The organism is Anaerotruncus sp. 1XD42-93, assembly GCF_009917605.1.
Lineage (GTDB): Bacteria > Bacillota > Clostridia > Oscillospirales > Ruminococcaceae > Anaerotruncus.
Genome location: NZ_QZEG01000011.1, coordinates 33854 through 47903 on the forward strand (window position 1 = coordinate 33854; position 14050 = coordinate 47903).

Below are 14050 nucleotides of genomic sequence, written 5' to 3' on the forward strand. Positions count from 1 at the left end.
ATGGGTGCGGATGCGGATGCGCGCAGCCACACCCCATGGGCAGCTGTAAATTCCCGTTTGCGCAGCAGCCCGCCCCTTATGCCAAACGAAATAAGCGTGGCGGCTGTGGATGCGGCTGATGTAAGAAACTCGCATATATTAGAACCGCCTGTGCAACCTCAAAATTGCACAGGCGGTTTTTCGTTTATAAGCGGCGCTCCCCTTTTTCAGGCGGGTAACTATCGAAGCTTCTGCGCAAAATCCGCCAGTGCTTCAGAAATCCTGATCTGCTGCGGACAGACTGCCTCGCAGCTGCGGCAGCCGATGCAGGCAGCGGGGTGTTTTTCCTCCGGTACAGCCATCAACGCCATTGGGGCGATAAATCCGCCGCCGGTAAAGCAATGTTCATTATAAAGCTCGAGCAGCATAGGAATGTCGAGCGACTGCGGGCAGTGGCTGGTGCAGTAACGGCAGGCGGTGCAGGGAACCGATGTCTTTTGCACCATACTGTCGGCAATCCCCAGCAGGGTTTCCATCTCCTGCTGGTTCAGCGGATGCTCGGCTTCAAAGGTGCTCAGATTCTCCTCGAGCTGCTGCATGTTGGACATACCGGAAAGGGTCACCGCCACACCGGGGATCGACTGAAGGAACCGGAACGCCCACGCAGGGATGGTTTCATCCGGACGCAGGGCCTTGAGCTTTGCAGCATCCTCTTCCGCAAGCGACGCCAGCTTCCCGCCGCGAAGCGGCTCCATCACCCAAATGGGGGTCTGATACTCTGCCAAAAGCGCGGCCTTGTTCTTGACATCCTGAAACGACCAGTCAAGATAATTCATCTGCAGCTGACAGAACTCCATCCCTTTTCCGTACGCCTCGAGGAACCGCTCGATTACCTCGCGGCTGCCGTGGGCGGAGAAGCCGAGGTGCCGGATACGGCCGCTGCGCTTCTGTTCGGTCAGATAGTCGAATATCCCATATTTCGGGTCCAGATAGGCTTCAATGTTCATCTCGCAGACATTGTGAAAAAGGTAAAAATCGAAGTAGTCGACCCCGCATTTTTCGAGCTGCCTTTCGAAGACCGTCTTCACCTGGTTCATATTAGAAAGGTCATAGCCCGGGAACTTGGTTGCAAGATACCAGCGCTCACGCGGATACCGTCCCAATGACCGTCCAATCGCGATCTCCGAGCTGCCGCTGTGGTACCCCCAGGCGGTATCATAGTAGTTAATCCCCCGTTCCATCGCGACATCAACCATCCGGTCCACCGCCAGCTGGTCGATCTTCGCATCATCGCCGCCAATCACCGGGAGCCGCATGGCGCCCATCCCGAGCGCAGACAGTTGGAGGTCCTGAAACTGCTTGTAGATCATCCTGTCTCTTCCTTTCTGTCATCGGATAAAATTCGTTCGCACATTCCGTTCGGTCCGCGGAATTTCCAGACCTTGCTGTCTGCCCGCCTGGATTGATTTCAGCAGCCATGCCATATTTCTGCCGATATTCCGCATGGTCTGAAGCCCCTCCAAATCCTGACGCACCTCTTCCGGGGTCTTCCCATAGACCATGTTCCAGTAGGTGGAGGAGACAACCGGCATCTGAGAAATGGTAAAGTATTTATTGAGCACATCGAAAGAAGCTGCCGTACCGCCGCGCCTTGCCGACAGGACCGCTGCGCCTGGCTTATGGGAAAAAGCGTCTCCGCCCGCATAAAACATCCGGTCGAGCACAGCCAGCATCTGACCGGTGGGATGGGCATAGTATACCGGTGAGCCGAATACAAACCCATCCGCTTCCCGCGCTTTTTGGAGCCAGTCGTTCACCATGTCGTCCTCGAATATGCATTTCCCCTTACCGGCGCACTGCCCACACCCGGCGCAGTCCCGCACTGGATGGGCACCCATCTGAAGTGTCTCGGTTTCAATCCCTTCCTCGTTGAGGACCGATGCAATCTCAGACAATGCGGTGTAGGTGCAGCCGTTCTTTCGGGTGCTCCCGTTCAGCAGCAATACCTTCATAAAATTCCTCCTTCTGCCTGTCCCACAAGGGACGGCCTGTTTTCCTGAAAACCTGTTTCACAGCCTCGGATTACCGGACCAAGGAACGTCTTTTTCGCCTTCCGTTTCCGCTTTTCTCTGAACGCCATGAGAGGGGTTCGGCATCCAGCAGGCGTTGTCCGGCGGAGGAAGTCCTGGCACAGGCGGCCTTTTGGCGCATAAAACAGGTTTTCAGGCAATCAATCGCCGGCCACCTCCTTTTGTATTATCTTACAGGCTGGAGCCAGCTTCAAGTCAAGTAAATTTTTTATGAACGGGCTTTCGCAGAAGAAGAGCCCCTCTTTTCCAGAGAGTAGGGACCAGTTTTTCAGAACAGGCGGAGCTGATCGGCATCAGGGGGCTTATGTGAGAAGGTATTCGCCGTTTCCTGCTGCATCCGGTCGGTCGGAAGCTGCTCCAAAAATGGGGACGGCTCCTTCCCGCAGACCAGGATCAGTTCCTCCTTCGCGCGGGTCAACCCGACATAGAACAGCCTGCGTTCCTCCTCAAGATCGACCGACCGCCGCTCGGACTCAAGCGGGATGCTCCCCTTGCGGACACCGCAGAGAAAGACCGCCGGGAATTCCAAGCCTTTGGCGCCGTGGAGGGTCATTAGCGTGACCGCTCCCGCGTCGTAAATCCGCCCCGTCGGGCTGCGCATCAGGTCGCTCTCCTGCCCAAGGGTCAACACACGCAGAAAATCCCCCATCGTCCGATGGAACACCGCCATCCGGCGGAGTTTTTCCAGAGCGGCTGCGCCGGTTTTAGGCGGGTGAAGCTGTGCACAGAAGCTGTCCAGCAGGTTCCATGGCTTGCCCTTGGGAAGCTGCGGCATCCATTCCTGCGCCGCCCCGAAGAACGGCACAAGCTGCGGTAAACCGTCAAACCCAGCCGCGACCTGTTCCAGATGTCCTGCCGTCATCCGGCCTGACCCGGCCTCCGCCATCCGCCCCACTGCAAGAGAAACCTGTTCCGCCAGGTCGGGCGGGCAGTCCCACAGCCGCCGCAGGCACCCTTCCAGCGCGGGACGGTCCCAGCCCCCCTCCAGAAAGCGGAAAAAGTCGATGACACCGCGCACCGTCCTGTCCGAAAGGAACGGCTCCCGCCCCGCCACTACATAGGGGATGCCCTCTTTTTTCAGGCAGGCCTCGAGCAGCTCGGACTGCCGGTGGGTGCGGTAGAGTACCGCAATTTCTGAAAAGCTGCGGGGGTGTTCCCGTGACACCGCGGCGCTGCCCTGTGCATCCAGCATATCGACCCCGCCCACCATGCGGTTGATCTCCTTTGCCAGAAAGATGCCCTCGGAAAGCTCGCTGGGCGCGGTTACCACCCGGACCGCAGCACCTGTCGGACGCTGGGCCTCCAAAACGCGCGCCTCCCCGGGATTGGCAGAGATGACCGGCAGGGCGCTGTCCAGAATTTCGGGGGTGGAGCGGTAGTTTTTCACCAGGCGTATTCTCCGCAGGCCGGGACGGTCGGACAGCAGCCGGTCGAAACACCCGGCGTCCGCGCCCCGGAACCCGTAGATCGACTGGTCGGGGTCCCCGATCACGAACAGGCTTTTGCTCCCCCGGCTCCATGCGCAGATCAGGTCGTATTGAATCCGGTTGATGTCCTGAAATTCATCCACCAGCAGATAGGCAAATGGGTTGGACTTTCCCTTGGTTTTCCCGGCGGATGCCTGAAGCTCCTGCTCCTTCAGCAGAAGGTCGTCGAAATCCAGACAGCCCGACCGCTGTAACCGCTCCTGATAACACGCGAACGCCTCTTCCGGAATCGCTGAATGTTCCTCCGGCAGGCCGTTTTTGCGTCTGGAAAGCTCGCTCAGAAGCATCCGGGGCGCATTTTTCTTTTTCGACAGCCCCAGCTCCCGCAAGACGGTTTGCGCAAGCTCGATTGCTTCGGATTCGTCCACCAGCCGAACCGGGCCTTGCTGGGAGAGGCGTTCCAGACAGATCGCATGGAAGGTCCCGACCGTCAGCCCCTGAACCGCCCGTTTTCCTCCGAGGCGCACCTCCAGACGCTGCCGCATCTCGGCTGCCGCTTTATTGGTGAAGGTGACCGCGGTGATCTGAGACGGCTTGACCCGGCGCTGCTCGATCAGGAACGCGATCCGTTCCACCAGTGTTTTGGTCTTGCCGGTGCCCGGCCCGGCGATCACCGCGACCGCCGGCTCCACCGCCTCGACCGCTTCCTGCTGTTCCGGATTCAGCGAACCAGCGGGCAGCATATCGGGTTTCACAGATGCCTGCTGTCCGGAGGCAGCAGGGGCGGGATGATCGGGCAGCGGCTTGCCGGACACCTCCTTTTCCACTGGCCGGACCACAAAGAGCGAGGTCTGTCCATTCAGAGACTCGATCTCACTGGGGCTAAGCAGCCGGATGATCCCATATTCCCCGTCGTACCCCGGAATCCGCTCGACCCTGCCCTCCCGAAGGCGCCGGATTCCCTCCGCAATGCAGGGGCCTGCGGCCTGTTCGATCCGCTCAACCGGCATCTGACGGAGGATGGAAAATTCGTCCCCGAGCGTTTCGAGCATCGAAAGATACTGCGCATCCACCCGCTTGCTCGAAACCGAAAGCCCAGTGGATGCAGCGATCGTCTCAGGGAGCGGAACAAGGCTTTCAAACGGCTTTGCACCGTTTCTGACCGCGCCTTCCGCCCGGTCAGCGAGCTGCTCCACCCGATGCTCCACCCCGATCGTCAGCTTTTTGCCGCAGACCGGGCATTTTCCGTCGTACTTCTCTGCCTCGGAAGGTTTCAGGCAAAGGTGACAGTTCCGGTGGCCGTCATAATGGTATTTGCCCTCCTCCGGGAAAAACTCGATCGTCCCCCCAAACCGCTCGGGCGTTCTGCCCTGTATCGCATCGGCCATTGCAGCATAGGAAAACGGGATGTCCAGAAGGTTTGCTTCCCGGCCCAGTTTGGCTGGGGAGTGGGCGTCCGAGTTGGAGACCAGCGTATAACCGTCCAGCGCGGAGACCCGCCAATTCATCGGAGGATCAGAGGAAAGGCCGGTTTCAAGCGCGTGGATATAGGGCGTCAGGTCTCCAAAGCACGCCTCAATCGTGTCAAACCCAGAAAATGCCCCAAACAGGGAAAAATGCGGCGTCCAGATGTGTGCTGGGATAAAGACCGCATCCGGGCAGCTCTCGAGCGTGATCTCGAGCAGGTCCCTGCTGTCCAGCCCGAGGATCGGACGCCCGTCCGAATGCAGGTTCCCGATCGCCTCCAGCCTGCGTGAAAGGGTTTCCGCCGCTTCCAGGCCGGGCAGCAGGATCAGGTTATGCACCTTGCGAACCCGTCCATCTTTTTTGTAGATCGAGCTGATCTCTCCCGAGATTACAAAGTGAGGGACCTGCTGGTCCCCCGTGACGCCGGACGGACGCCGCAGTCCCTCCCGCAGGGTATAAAATCCCTCCCCGTTGGGGACCAGCTTCTCCGCAAGTTCAGCCCTCCACGCTGGATGGGTGAAATCCCCGGTTCCAACCAGCCCGATTCCCTTTCTGCGCGCCCACAGTTCGAGCAGTTCGGGAACCGCGTCCCGGCTGGTGGCGCGGGAATAGCGCGAGTGGATATGCAGATCTGCGATTACCATAAGCGGTCTCTCCTGTCTGTTGACAGCCGAAGCTGTGAAGTATTCCGCACTCTGCGGAGCGCGGCGGGGACTCCGCCCCTCGGCCCCGCCACCTTTGAAAAGGTGGGCGAAACTTTTTGAATAGAGAAATTCCATCTTTTCAAAAAAGCAAGGCGTAAAAGATGCAAGCGGGCCGGGAAATATCCCGGCCCGCTTCCGGAACCCGCTAATGCCCCCGGTGCTTCTCCCGCTTTTTCTGCTGCCGCAGGTCAAACCGGCGGGCCTTTTCCGCATCCCGCTCCGCGCGGGAAATCAGCCGCCGTTCCTGTTTCTGCCGCTCCCGCTGGAGCGCGAGGGCCTGCTGGGCTTTGGTGCCAACTCCGGTATCCTGAAGCTGTTTTTGAATCTGCCGCTGCATCCGTTTGGGGTTTCTGCTGCCTGCCCGCAGGCCCATCTGCGGAACCGGCGGGCCAAACCGCAGCCTGCCCCAGTTGCAGAGCATAAAGGCGTAGACCTCATAGTCCTTTGGCTCGGACCCGAATGTGACTTTGCACGCCTCAAGCCCGGCATCGGTGAAGCGTTCGTAAACGCCCACCCAGAACGGGCCTTCGAAAAAAACGGTAAAGCTGGATACGGTGCTGTTCATCCTGTTTTCCTCCTTAAAGATGTTTCCCACGGAAAACGGACAACCAAGGAGGCAGGTTACTGACGGCCCACAGGCCGCGCCCGGACTACCGACCGGGCTGTGTTTTTATTTCCGCGTTTTTGACTGGCTCAATTCTATCTTAGTGGGTTTTTCCAGGGATGTCAAGATTGCAAAACCGGCACCACCTGGCAGAGCCAGATGATGCCGCCGGAAAACTTGGATCGAAATTTCACTTCATTTCTATTTGCCGTTTTCATTCTTTTTCCAGAATATGTCCCACGAATCGTTGGATACCTTTTCAACAGTTATCTCTTTGCAGACGATTTGTGCCGTTAATATGGTCAAGTCCATGGACACATCGTAAAACCCGTCAAACTCTTTGCTTTCATTCAGGGTAATATCCTGCCCATAATAACCAAGCTGAGGCTTCTTCATCTCCCGCACGCGGGCAACGCCTCGCCAGGTTGCATCGGTTTCATATGCGACACGATGGCATGTCAAAAAAGAAAGTTTCCAACTTGTGTCCTCATCATGATAGAGGAACAGATCCACCTCATCGCCAAAGAATTTGATCTGAAAATCCAAAACCGGTAAATCCCAATATTCTGTTTGGTCAATCTTTTCCTGTATCGTTTTAAGCATAACATGATCTTCTCACAACAAAAACCTATTCCTAAAAACCTGGTTCGCATCTAAAGTTTTACTCAATTTTTTTCAAAAAATTGCGGTTTCCAAAGGCAGAGCCTTTGGTCGCTCATCGCAATGAGCGAAATACTTTATCCTGTGAAGCGCTTTTTTCGGGTGAATTGCCGCAAAGCGGCAAGAGGGGGCTTTTTGCAAGTGAAAAAGCCCCCTTGCGTAAAGAAATACGAAACAGTTTTTCTATTTTAGGGTGGACTCGAACCCTTCCCAGCGCATATATTCACAGGGAGTCTTGCAGCGGTCCTATTTTTACAGTTGGTTCAAAGGCTGCAACAATGTCAACCAACTCTTCGCCCGTGACGATACAATAATGCCTTAACTCATCTGCTTCATAAAAACCGCAGCTCTCCTCGACGCACCACTGTACCAGTTTCGAATTTTTGACTTCAAACAAGATTGTATCCCGGAAAAAAGACTGATCTGCGTATTTTGACTGAACGGCACCCCAAGTACCCATCCGCATTCCCTCGACTGTATTCCTTACCAACACAGGGATACCGTCGAAAAAAATTTCAACACGATCCTTCTCATCATCGAGCACAACTTTCGTACCTTCACAATCCTGAATCAGCTCTGTTACAATAAATTCCCCCTTCGGTATCCCGTATTGTTCCAGCTTGATCCACTCTTCCTGCATCTCCGGTTCCCTATTGTTTTTCTCCATATCTGATCTCACGTCCCCTCCCGTTCCGCATTTCAAGCGTTGGGCGCCCGTCATCCCTAAACGGAAAAATCTCCTGAAAGATAGGGGCTGGTTCTACATGAGATCAGACCAAAAAGGTACATATTCAATATGAGCGATGTCCAAAGAAGATTGCTTTTGATCGCCAAACTCTATATTGAAGTATTCTTCAAGATTCCCACCATAGTAAATGACATCAACCCCATGCACTGACAAAACCGGATAGTTTTCCAAGCTACATAGCGGCATATAACGATGAGAGTAGATCGGGATCAGTCTTGGGGCATCTGGTATTTTTCCCCGAATAAATGCAACACGTTTCGCCTCATCTTCCGGTTCATCTCCCCAGTCGTCACACCAGTAGACCTCACCCGCCCAGTCATAAATTTTCTTTAACGGTGACTCCATAAGCTCTTTCAGAAAACTGATATTGCTTTCACTGAAATCTCTCCAATCATAAAAAGCATCTGACATTGGGAGGACACTTTGAAAAAACACCTTTAACGGCTCCGGAAATTCTATTCCGTAAACCTCCCTGATCCGATCCAGTTCCGCTTGGTTTAGCCCTCGAGTCAGCTGAATCCCCCTTTGTTCCAACAGCCTGATCGCTTTTTCATACATAAAGTACTCTCCTCTTTCTACTACATCCGAGTAAAGGTATTATAATGGTCATCTGTGTACCAAGCCGACCCGTCATCTCCCAAGACCATCCTTTCACTCCCTCGGTTCTGGCCCTTCACACTGGGATTGACATCATATTCCTTGTAGGATACACCCTCTGGCAACTTCTGCGCTTTAGGGTTGGTAGGATTGTTGTGGTAAGTCCTTCCTCCCTTATACCCTTTGGGAGGCGAGCCTTTGTTATTCCGTATCTGTCTCAGGACATCATAGGCTTTTTTCGGAACGGACGGCTGCGGCCGGGGAATGGGGGCCGCCTTTATCGAGCGAGCCAATCCATACAATGATGCTCCAAAAACAACATCTATGGCGATTGAAGTCGGATCGTAGATATTCCTCAGCTTTTCTTCCGATGTCATGTTTTCACTGCCCATAGATTCACCTGTGCGCACACCTACCCCTGAAACTCCGCTGAGCAAGGCTGCTTCTCCCAAGGAGGTTGCCGCTGGAGCAGCCACGGCAACAACCCCACCGGTCACCGCGCCAATCGTCGAGCCAAGCGCCGCCTGTCCAACCGCAGAACCCCAGCTTCTCACCTCTCCGTCCGCCTTGTCTTCCATAGCAGCCATCGCAGTTGCGCTGCCTCCTGCCGCGACCGCTCCAAGCCCCACTCCAATCGCCACCGCGGCCGCTCCGCCCGTCGCCACGACCAAAGCCACCGCTGCTGCCGCAACCACGACGGTTGCGATCGCACCCAGAGCGATATTCAGCCACCATCCTCCCTTGTCAAACGGCTTGGGGGCATCGTTAAAAATGGCGTATGTCTGGAACTCATAACCGCACAGCACCCCCTGTGCGCCCAGAATATCAAACTGATAGGACAGGGTCACGCTGGCGCCCCCGCCGCCGGTCGGTGGGTTGCCGGGTCCGCCCCAGGTGCCTTTGGGTGTGACCATCGACTCCCGCGCCTGCACCTCTTTCTGGGTCTGGATGGTTTGCAGCTCGCTCGGCGTGCTCAGTACCACCACCGGGGCTTCCAGCTGCACATCCCCTTTGGCGGTTATCCGGGTCGCGAGAGGGCTCTCCATCAGTACACAGTTTACATCATCCATCAGGATGTGTAAAGGGGTATCCTTCCCGCCTGTTCCCACAAGGCCCATCTGTTCCGGGAACCAGTAAAGCCGCTTGCCATGTTCGGTGGTCAGATACCGCTGGTTAAAATCCCCCATGTCCGGACAGGTTGCCCCGTTGGTCCTGGGGCTGTCTGCCGCGCGCGCCTCCCGTTCGTCGCTGCCCGGGATATAAAGCGATACACGGGTCCCCACTTTGGGCATACAGTACATCAGGCTGCCGGTTGCGGGAGCCCAGTCGTATGGATAAGCAGCCTTGCCTCCCGCCCCGTCGATATCCAGACGGAGCCACACCTGTTCATGATCGGTCTTTTCGACCGTCCCACCCAGGCTCATCCCGGTGATCTTTTCATTATAGTAGGTCCGTTCCCCGACAAGGGCCGGCTGACCCAGCGTATAGATGAAAACCAGCTCCCCGCGTTCAAACCGCGCCCGCTGCCCGCAGACCAGGTAATTTCCGCCCCGGAAGGATGCAATATCCCCGATCCGGTGGTTGGCAGTATCCTTCACATGGTAGCTGAAAAACTGGCTCCGCCGCCAGCCGGCGTCCCTGCCGCCCATCTCGTAAAATCTGGAACTGACATGCGAGCGGTATTCCAGCTCGGGCAGGGTGCAGGGGTCCCCGCCTTCCCGCATCCCGAACCAGAACCACGGTTTTCCGTTCCGGCATTCCGGCACCAATGCACTGTTGAAATGGCTCGCAAGCCGCCGGCAGAACGCCCAGTCGGTTTCTCGGTACTGGATCAGCGGGCGCCCGATCGGGTGGTTCTTGCCTTCGGTGCAGATCACCGCCGCCCCCGGCGTTCCTTTCACCACCTCGCGCACAACATCCGCATAGGTCATAGACACATCCTGAAACGAACGGCTGTGCTCCTCCTGATCCAGCTGGCAGCTGCCCGAAAGCGCCGTGAGCCTCGCCTCATAATAACCGTCCCGATGGCTGATTTCCGCCTCGGTGATGATCCCCTGGAAAAGCGGCGCATCCTCGGCCAGCACCGTAAGCCCGGTTCCCTCGAGGGACGCTTCCACGCCGCTGAAAGCGGCGTCCTCCGGGACGATCCCGGTAATCCGAACCCTGCCGTGGTGATTTGGCCGGATGTCCAGTTCCAGATCGGTGACCGACGACAGGGATACCGCACCGTCTACCCGCACATTCTGATAGGTATATACCGCCATGCTCCCACTCCTTGTCCTACTCGATATACTGTATCCATTTAATGACGCCGCGTCCCAGGCTGCTGAGAAAGCCCGACCGGAAGAGCTGCGCCGGCGTATAGACTTCGGAAAAACCGTCCCATGGGTCGAACAGCCGCACCCGTCCCTTCTCATCCGGCATCAGAACAACCGAATGGGTCTGCCCGGACTCCTGGAGATGGTTCCCAATCATCCAGTTCTGGTTCTGAATCTGGATGCCGAGCGGTTCCGGATGCGCCTCCAGCAGGGGGATGGGGCTGTCGTACTGCCCCAGGCTGGCAACCCGGATTTCACAGGTGTTGAGATCCCCGGTCACGACAAAACGCAGCGCATCCATCTTTTCCTCATCGCCGCCGGGCCAGTCGCCCTCTTCCCCGCGGCGGCTCCCGGCATTCATCACGATTGCCCGCTGCCATGCGTCGATGTAAAACCCATCCTCCCGTTCGCAGGGATGGCAAAGCCCCTCCGGGTCCCGGGTGAGGACGCCGCCGGTCAGTTCCGGCGGAGAGACAAACCCCATTGCCCGCTGTTCGGGGTCTGGCGCAGGGCACTCGATGGTGAATCCAAAGCAGGGATGCTGGTTTTTATAGTGCAGCCCCACGGTTTTGGCGGCTGCTGCCCAGCACCAGTTGCTGCGGTTTTGCAGATAGAACTTCGGGCGCACTGCCCGGTCATTTCCCGGATTGTTTTCCATCTCCGCCTCCTGCCCCTGTTACCGGTGGTTTCTGCCCCGCTTTGCCGGCCGTATCCGCACGTGGAATGGCCGGCTGCTTCTGGGCACCCTGTTTCAATGTGCTTTCTGCCTGCTTCTGCGCATCCCCCCGCGCCTTTTCAGCGTTGGGGATTCCCGATCCGGGATGTGAAGGGCCTAAACCGCTATCCAACGAGGGGTCTGGACAGATATCCGCCCGCCCGAGTTCCAGAGCCGTTGCCTGATCCACCTTTGGGGGATTGGGCTTTGGATTTTCTGCGGCATCCGTCCCTTTCCGCCCAAGCTCCAGAGTGTATGGGCTGCCCTCATCAGAGCGATGCTTCTTCAAAGCTTCAGACGCTTTTTTATGCGCTTCTTCCCGTTCGGTTTTGTGGTTTGGGGTGCCCGATTTGGCATTTGGCCCGATATTGACCTTCCGGCTGACATCCAGAACCGATGCCCCGTCATCCACCGATTCGTTCATCCCATTGGATTCCCACCAATGGCCCGCTGCAGTCCAGGGGTAGTCCTCACCCACGCAGTCCTTGCCCTTTTCCATGATGCTCGGGTCTCCCTCGCCCTGACTTTCCATATAATCGGAAAACTTCTGGTAATTGTTTTTTCCGGTAACCTGAATATACCCTCCGCCGCTGTAACGAATAGCATCCTCTTTGCTTTCGTTTCCAAGCTCTTTGGCTTTTTTCTGTTTGTCCCAATAGAGCCTGGTGAAATACGCCTCGCCGCCCAGTTCCTTTTTCCACTTGCCGTAGCCGCTTTCCACGCTGATCTGAGCCAGAAAATGGGCTAGACGGTCCTCGGTCGTGATGTTGAACCTGTGAATCGCTTCGCGCAGATCCCGGATATTTTTATCTGTCAGGTATTTCTCTTTCCAGCCCATGTCCAGCAGGACCTGCTTCAAAAAGGCTTCCTCATCCTCTATCGAGCCATACATACTGCCTCGTCCAGCCTTTTCTTGCATCTTTTTACAGGTATCTGCTTCTCCTGGGGCGTCAGTCTGCCCCTGCCCTGAGTCCTTCGGCTCGATCAGCCCGCCCATTGAGCAGATCAGGAATGAAAGGGTGGTCAGGGAATCCTCTCCCGTTGGAGCAGGGGCGTCCGGACTTTTCATGTTCGCAATTGCCCGATCTATCGGGTTCTTGCTTCCGTTGTCCACAATCCGGGTCTGGGAATAGGTATCCCACCATCTGAACCCGACAATGATCGGCATACAAGGTTTTTGAGTGACCTTGCACACGCCGAACGGCGGGATGTTCATCCCTTCCCCTGGATCGCAGTTGAGCCGGTGGACTACCGGTTTGCCGGTGATGTAGACCCCGTGATCCTGTAGGAGGTTCAACTTGCGGGGGACTGAGCCCATCCGGCATTCAAGGGTTGCCCCGCGCACCAGATATTCCAATGATCTGCCGGTATTTTTGCTCAGGTATTCCTCCATCTTCTGTTTTGCGTTCTCTTTGGATTCCTCTTTTTTCGATTTATCCTCTTTGGGCTTACCCTGTTCAGGTTGGTTCTCTTTGGATTCATCGGGTCCAAATACGTGCTCCTCCAGCATGGGCCGCACCTGCTCGGGTCTCTGAAGGGTATTTTCTGACAAGATGGCTTCGATTTCTTTTTTACTGTCCATGCTGTTCCTCCTGTCGGCATTCCAAAGATTCTGTAACGATCTCCAGCGGGGTAAGCCCGATGCCGCGCGCACCCCGTTTCAGCAGGCTTTCCACCAAGTCCAGCCGGGCGGCGACATAAGTGTTTTTCGAGCCATCGAGAAAAAAGAGGGCCTGCTTCCCGAGTTTTTCCGCCCGGAGTACCCCGCGCCGGAGCACACTGCGGTCTGCGTTCCACTCGCTCTGGTCGGACAGACAGTCCACCGCATCCAGAATCGGCAGGTGGTAGACCTCGGCTGCCTGGTTGGCCCGGTCGAGCAGCACCAGCTCCTTGAAGATGGTCTTGGGTTCATACAGGCAGATCACATCCTTCCCCAGCTGGGTCACCAGGAAGAAGGGGAACGAGAGGACATCTGTAAACACCGTATCCGGATTTTCCCGGATCAGCAGGAGTTCCCGCTGGGGCAGCCGGTAGGACCTCCCTTTCCGGATATAGCGCGGGTCGATCTTATCCCGCCAGTCCAGCAGGTCCGGGGCGGTAGTATACTGCGGGTCGGTATGCAGCAGGAAATACTTCACTCAAACTTCCCCCCTCTGGCCGCGGCAATCTCCACAAGCTGCTCCATATAGATACCAAAATGAACGCTGAACTCCTGTTCCAGCGAGAGCGAAAACAGCCCATTTTGTTCCAGTATATTCGGCAGCACCTGCTGCAAAAACAGGCCAGCCGCCGGATGGAACCCGTTGACGTACATCCGCCGGACCTCCTCCAGCTCGAAAGCCCGGATCCGCACCAGCTCCCTGCCGGCCTGCTCCGCAAAGCAGGCCATATCCTGTTCGACCTGCCGGAACAGGAATTCCGGCGCCCAGTAGAAGCAGGACTCGGTCGGGTCCAGATACAGCTCGCTGTCATAGAGTGCAAACTCATATTCATAGCTGCGTGTCACTGTGCTGCTGAACAGGGAGGAAACCACCAGATACCGGAGCGCCTTTTTTTCCCCGCGCTCCTGCTGCTGTCTCACCGTCTCAACCAGCCCGGACACCCTGCGGGACAACCCGCCCAAAATCTCCCCCTGCTGTTCTGTAAACGCTGCCAATGCGAGGCTGACCGCATTTTGACAGCAAGGGGTCAGATAGGTCTGCGCGGCCTGCCGCAGCAATTCCTGCCTGTCCATTTTATCC

The 14050-nt window shown here is 56.6% G+C and carries 12 protein-coding genes; all 12 read right to left on the reverse strand.

The genetic code is table 11. The features are described 5' to 3' along the window. Positions 1–218: 218 nt before the first annotated feature. Positions 219–1349, reverse strand: a complete 1131-nt coding sequence (locus D5269_RS06280) for an aldo/keto reductase (RefSeq protein WP_166545145.1) — start codon at positions 1347–1349, stop codon at positions 219–221. Between the two features lie 18 nt (positions 1350–1367). Beyond that, positions 1368–1991: a flavodoxin family protein gene (locus tag D5269_RS06285; protein ID WP_120484233.1), complete on the reverse strand. Its 624-nt coding sequence runs from the start codon at positions 1989–1991 to the stop codon at positions 1368–1370. Positions 1992–2337: 346 nt separating this feature from the next. Next, the gene (locus tag D5269_RS06290) at positions 2338–5607 is read right to left on the reverse strand and encodes a UvrD-helicase domain-containing protein (RefSeq protein ID WP_166545146.1); all 3270 of its coding nucleotides are present in this window, start codon (positions 5605–5607) and stop codon (positions 2338–2340) included. 205 nt (positions 5608–5812) lie between these two features. Next, entirely contained in the window at positions 5813–6232 is a 420-nt protein-coding gene (locus D5269_RS06295; RefSeq protein ID WP_120484235.1) for a YjdF family protein, read from the reverse strand. A 240-nt stretch (positions 6233–6472) separates the two neighbouring features. Beyond that, positions 6473–6874, reverse strand: a complete 402-nt coding sequence (locus D5269_RS06300; protein WP_016315602.1) for a hypothetical protein — start codon at positions 6872–6874, stop codon at positions 6473–6475. A gap of 280 nt (positions 6875–7154) precedes the next feature. Continuing rightward, the gene (locus D5269_RS06305; protein WP_243126677.1) at positions 7155–7598 is read right to left on the reverse strand and encodes a hypothetical protein; all 444 of its coding nucleotides are present in this window, start codon (positions 7596–7598) and stop codon (positions 7155–7157) included. A 93-nt stretch (positions 7599–7691) separates the two neighbouring features. Beyond that, on the reverse strand, positions 7692–8237 hold the full coding sequence (locus tag D5269_RS06310; protein WP_016315600.1) for a hypothetical protein: 546 nt from the start codon (positions 8235–8237) through the stop codon (positions 7692–7694). 20 nt (positions 8238–8257) lie between these two features. After that, on the reverse strand, positions 8258–10540 hold the full coding sequence (locus D5269_RS06315; protein WP_158604884.1) for a ribonuclease domain-containing protein: 2283 nt from the start codon (positions 10538–10540) through the stop codon (positions 8258–8260). Positions 10541–10556: 16 nt separating this feature from the next. Then, positions 10557–11252, reverse strand: coding sequence for a hypothetical protein (locus D5269_RS06320; protein WP_016315598.1), 696 nt, complete (start codon positions 11250–11252; stop codon positions 10557–10559). Continuing rightward, positions 11230–12891 (reverse strand): PAAR-like protein, encoded by a 1662-nt coding sequence (locus tag D5269_RS06325; protein WP_016315597.1) that lies wholly within the window; start codon positions 12889–12891, stop codon positions 11230–11232. The genes D5269_RS06320 and D5269_RS06325 overlap by 23 nt, the downstream gene beginning before the upstream one ends. Beyond that, entirely contained in the window at positions 12881–13447 is a 567-nt protein-coding gene (locus tag D5269_RS06330; RefSeq protein WP_016315596.1) for a hypothetical protein, read from the reverse strand. The genes D5269_RS06325 and D5269_RS06330 overlap by 11 nt, the downstream gene beginning before the upstream one ends. Next, a complete protein-coding gene (locus D5269_RS06335) occupies positions 13444–14043 on the reverse strand; it encodes a hypothetical protein (protein WP_120484237.1) in 600 nt (199 codons plus the stop codon). Before D5269_RS06335 ends, D5269_RS06330 begins: the two co-directional genes overlap by 4 nt. Between the last annotated feature and the right edge of the window lie 7 nt (positions 14044–14050).

Coding starts and splice junctions, on each gene's coding strand:
- D5269_RS06310 (WP_016315600.1), bottom strand. CDS start 8,237: ATGTATGAAAAAGCGATCAGGCTGTTGGAACAAAGGGGGATTCAGCTG.
- D5269_RS06305 (WP_243126677.1), bottom strand. CDS start 7,598: ATGGAGAAAAACAATAGGGAACCGGAGATGCAGGAAGAGTGGATCAAG.
- D5269_RS06295 (WP_120484235.1), bottom strand. CDS start 6,232: ATGAACAGCACCGTATCCAGCTTTACCGTTTTTTTCGAAGGCCCGTTC.
- D5269_RS06315 (WP_158604884.1), bottom strand. CDS start 10,540: ATGGCGGTATATACCTATCAGAATGTGCGGGTAGACGGTGCGGTATCC.
- D5269_RS06280 (WP_166545145.1), bottom strand. CDS start 1,349: ATGATCTACAAGCAGTTTCAGGACCTCCAACTGTCTGCGCTCGGGATG.
- D5269_RS06290 (WP_166545146.1), bottom strand. CDS start 5,607: ATGGTAATCGCAGATCTGCATATCCACTCGCGCTATTCCCGCGCCACC.
- D5269_RS06285 (WP_120484233.1), bottom strand. CDS start 1,991: ATGAAGGTATTGCTGCTGAACGGGAGCACCCGAAAGAACGGCTGCACC.
- D5269_RS06300 (WP_016315602.1), bottom strand. CDS start 6,874: ATGCTTAAAACGATACAGGAAAAGATTGACCAAACAGAATATTGGGAT.
- D5269_RS06325 (WP_016315597.1), bottom strand. CDS start 12,891: ATGGACAGTAAAAAAGAAATCGAAGCCATCTTGTCAGAAAATACCCTT.
- D5269_RS06320 (WP_016315598.1), bottom strand. CDS start 11,252: ATGGAAAACAATCCGGGAAATGACCGGGCAGTGCGCCCGAAGTTCTAT.
- D5269_RS06335 (WP_120484237.1), bottom strand. CDS start 14,043: ATGGACAGGCAGGAATTGCTGCGGCAGGCCGCGCAGACCTATCTGACC.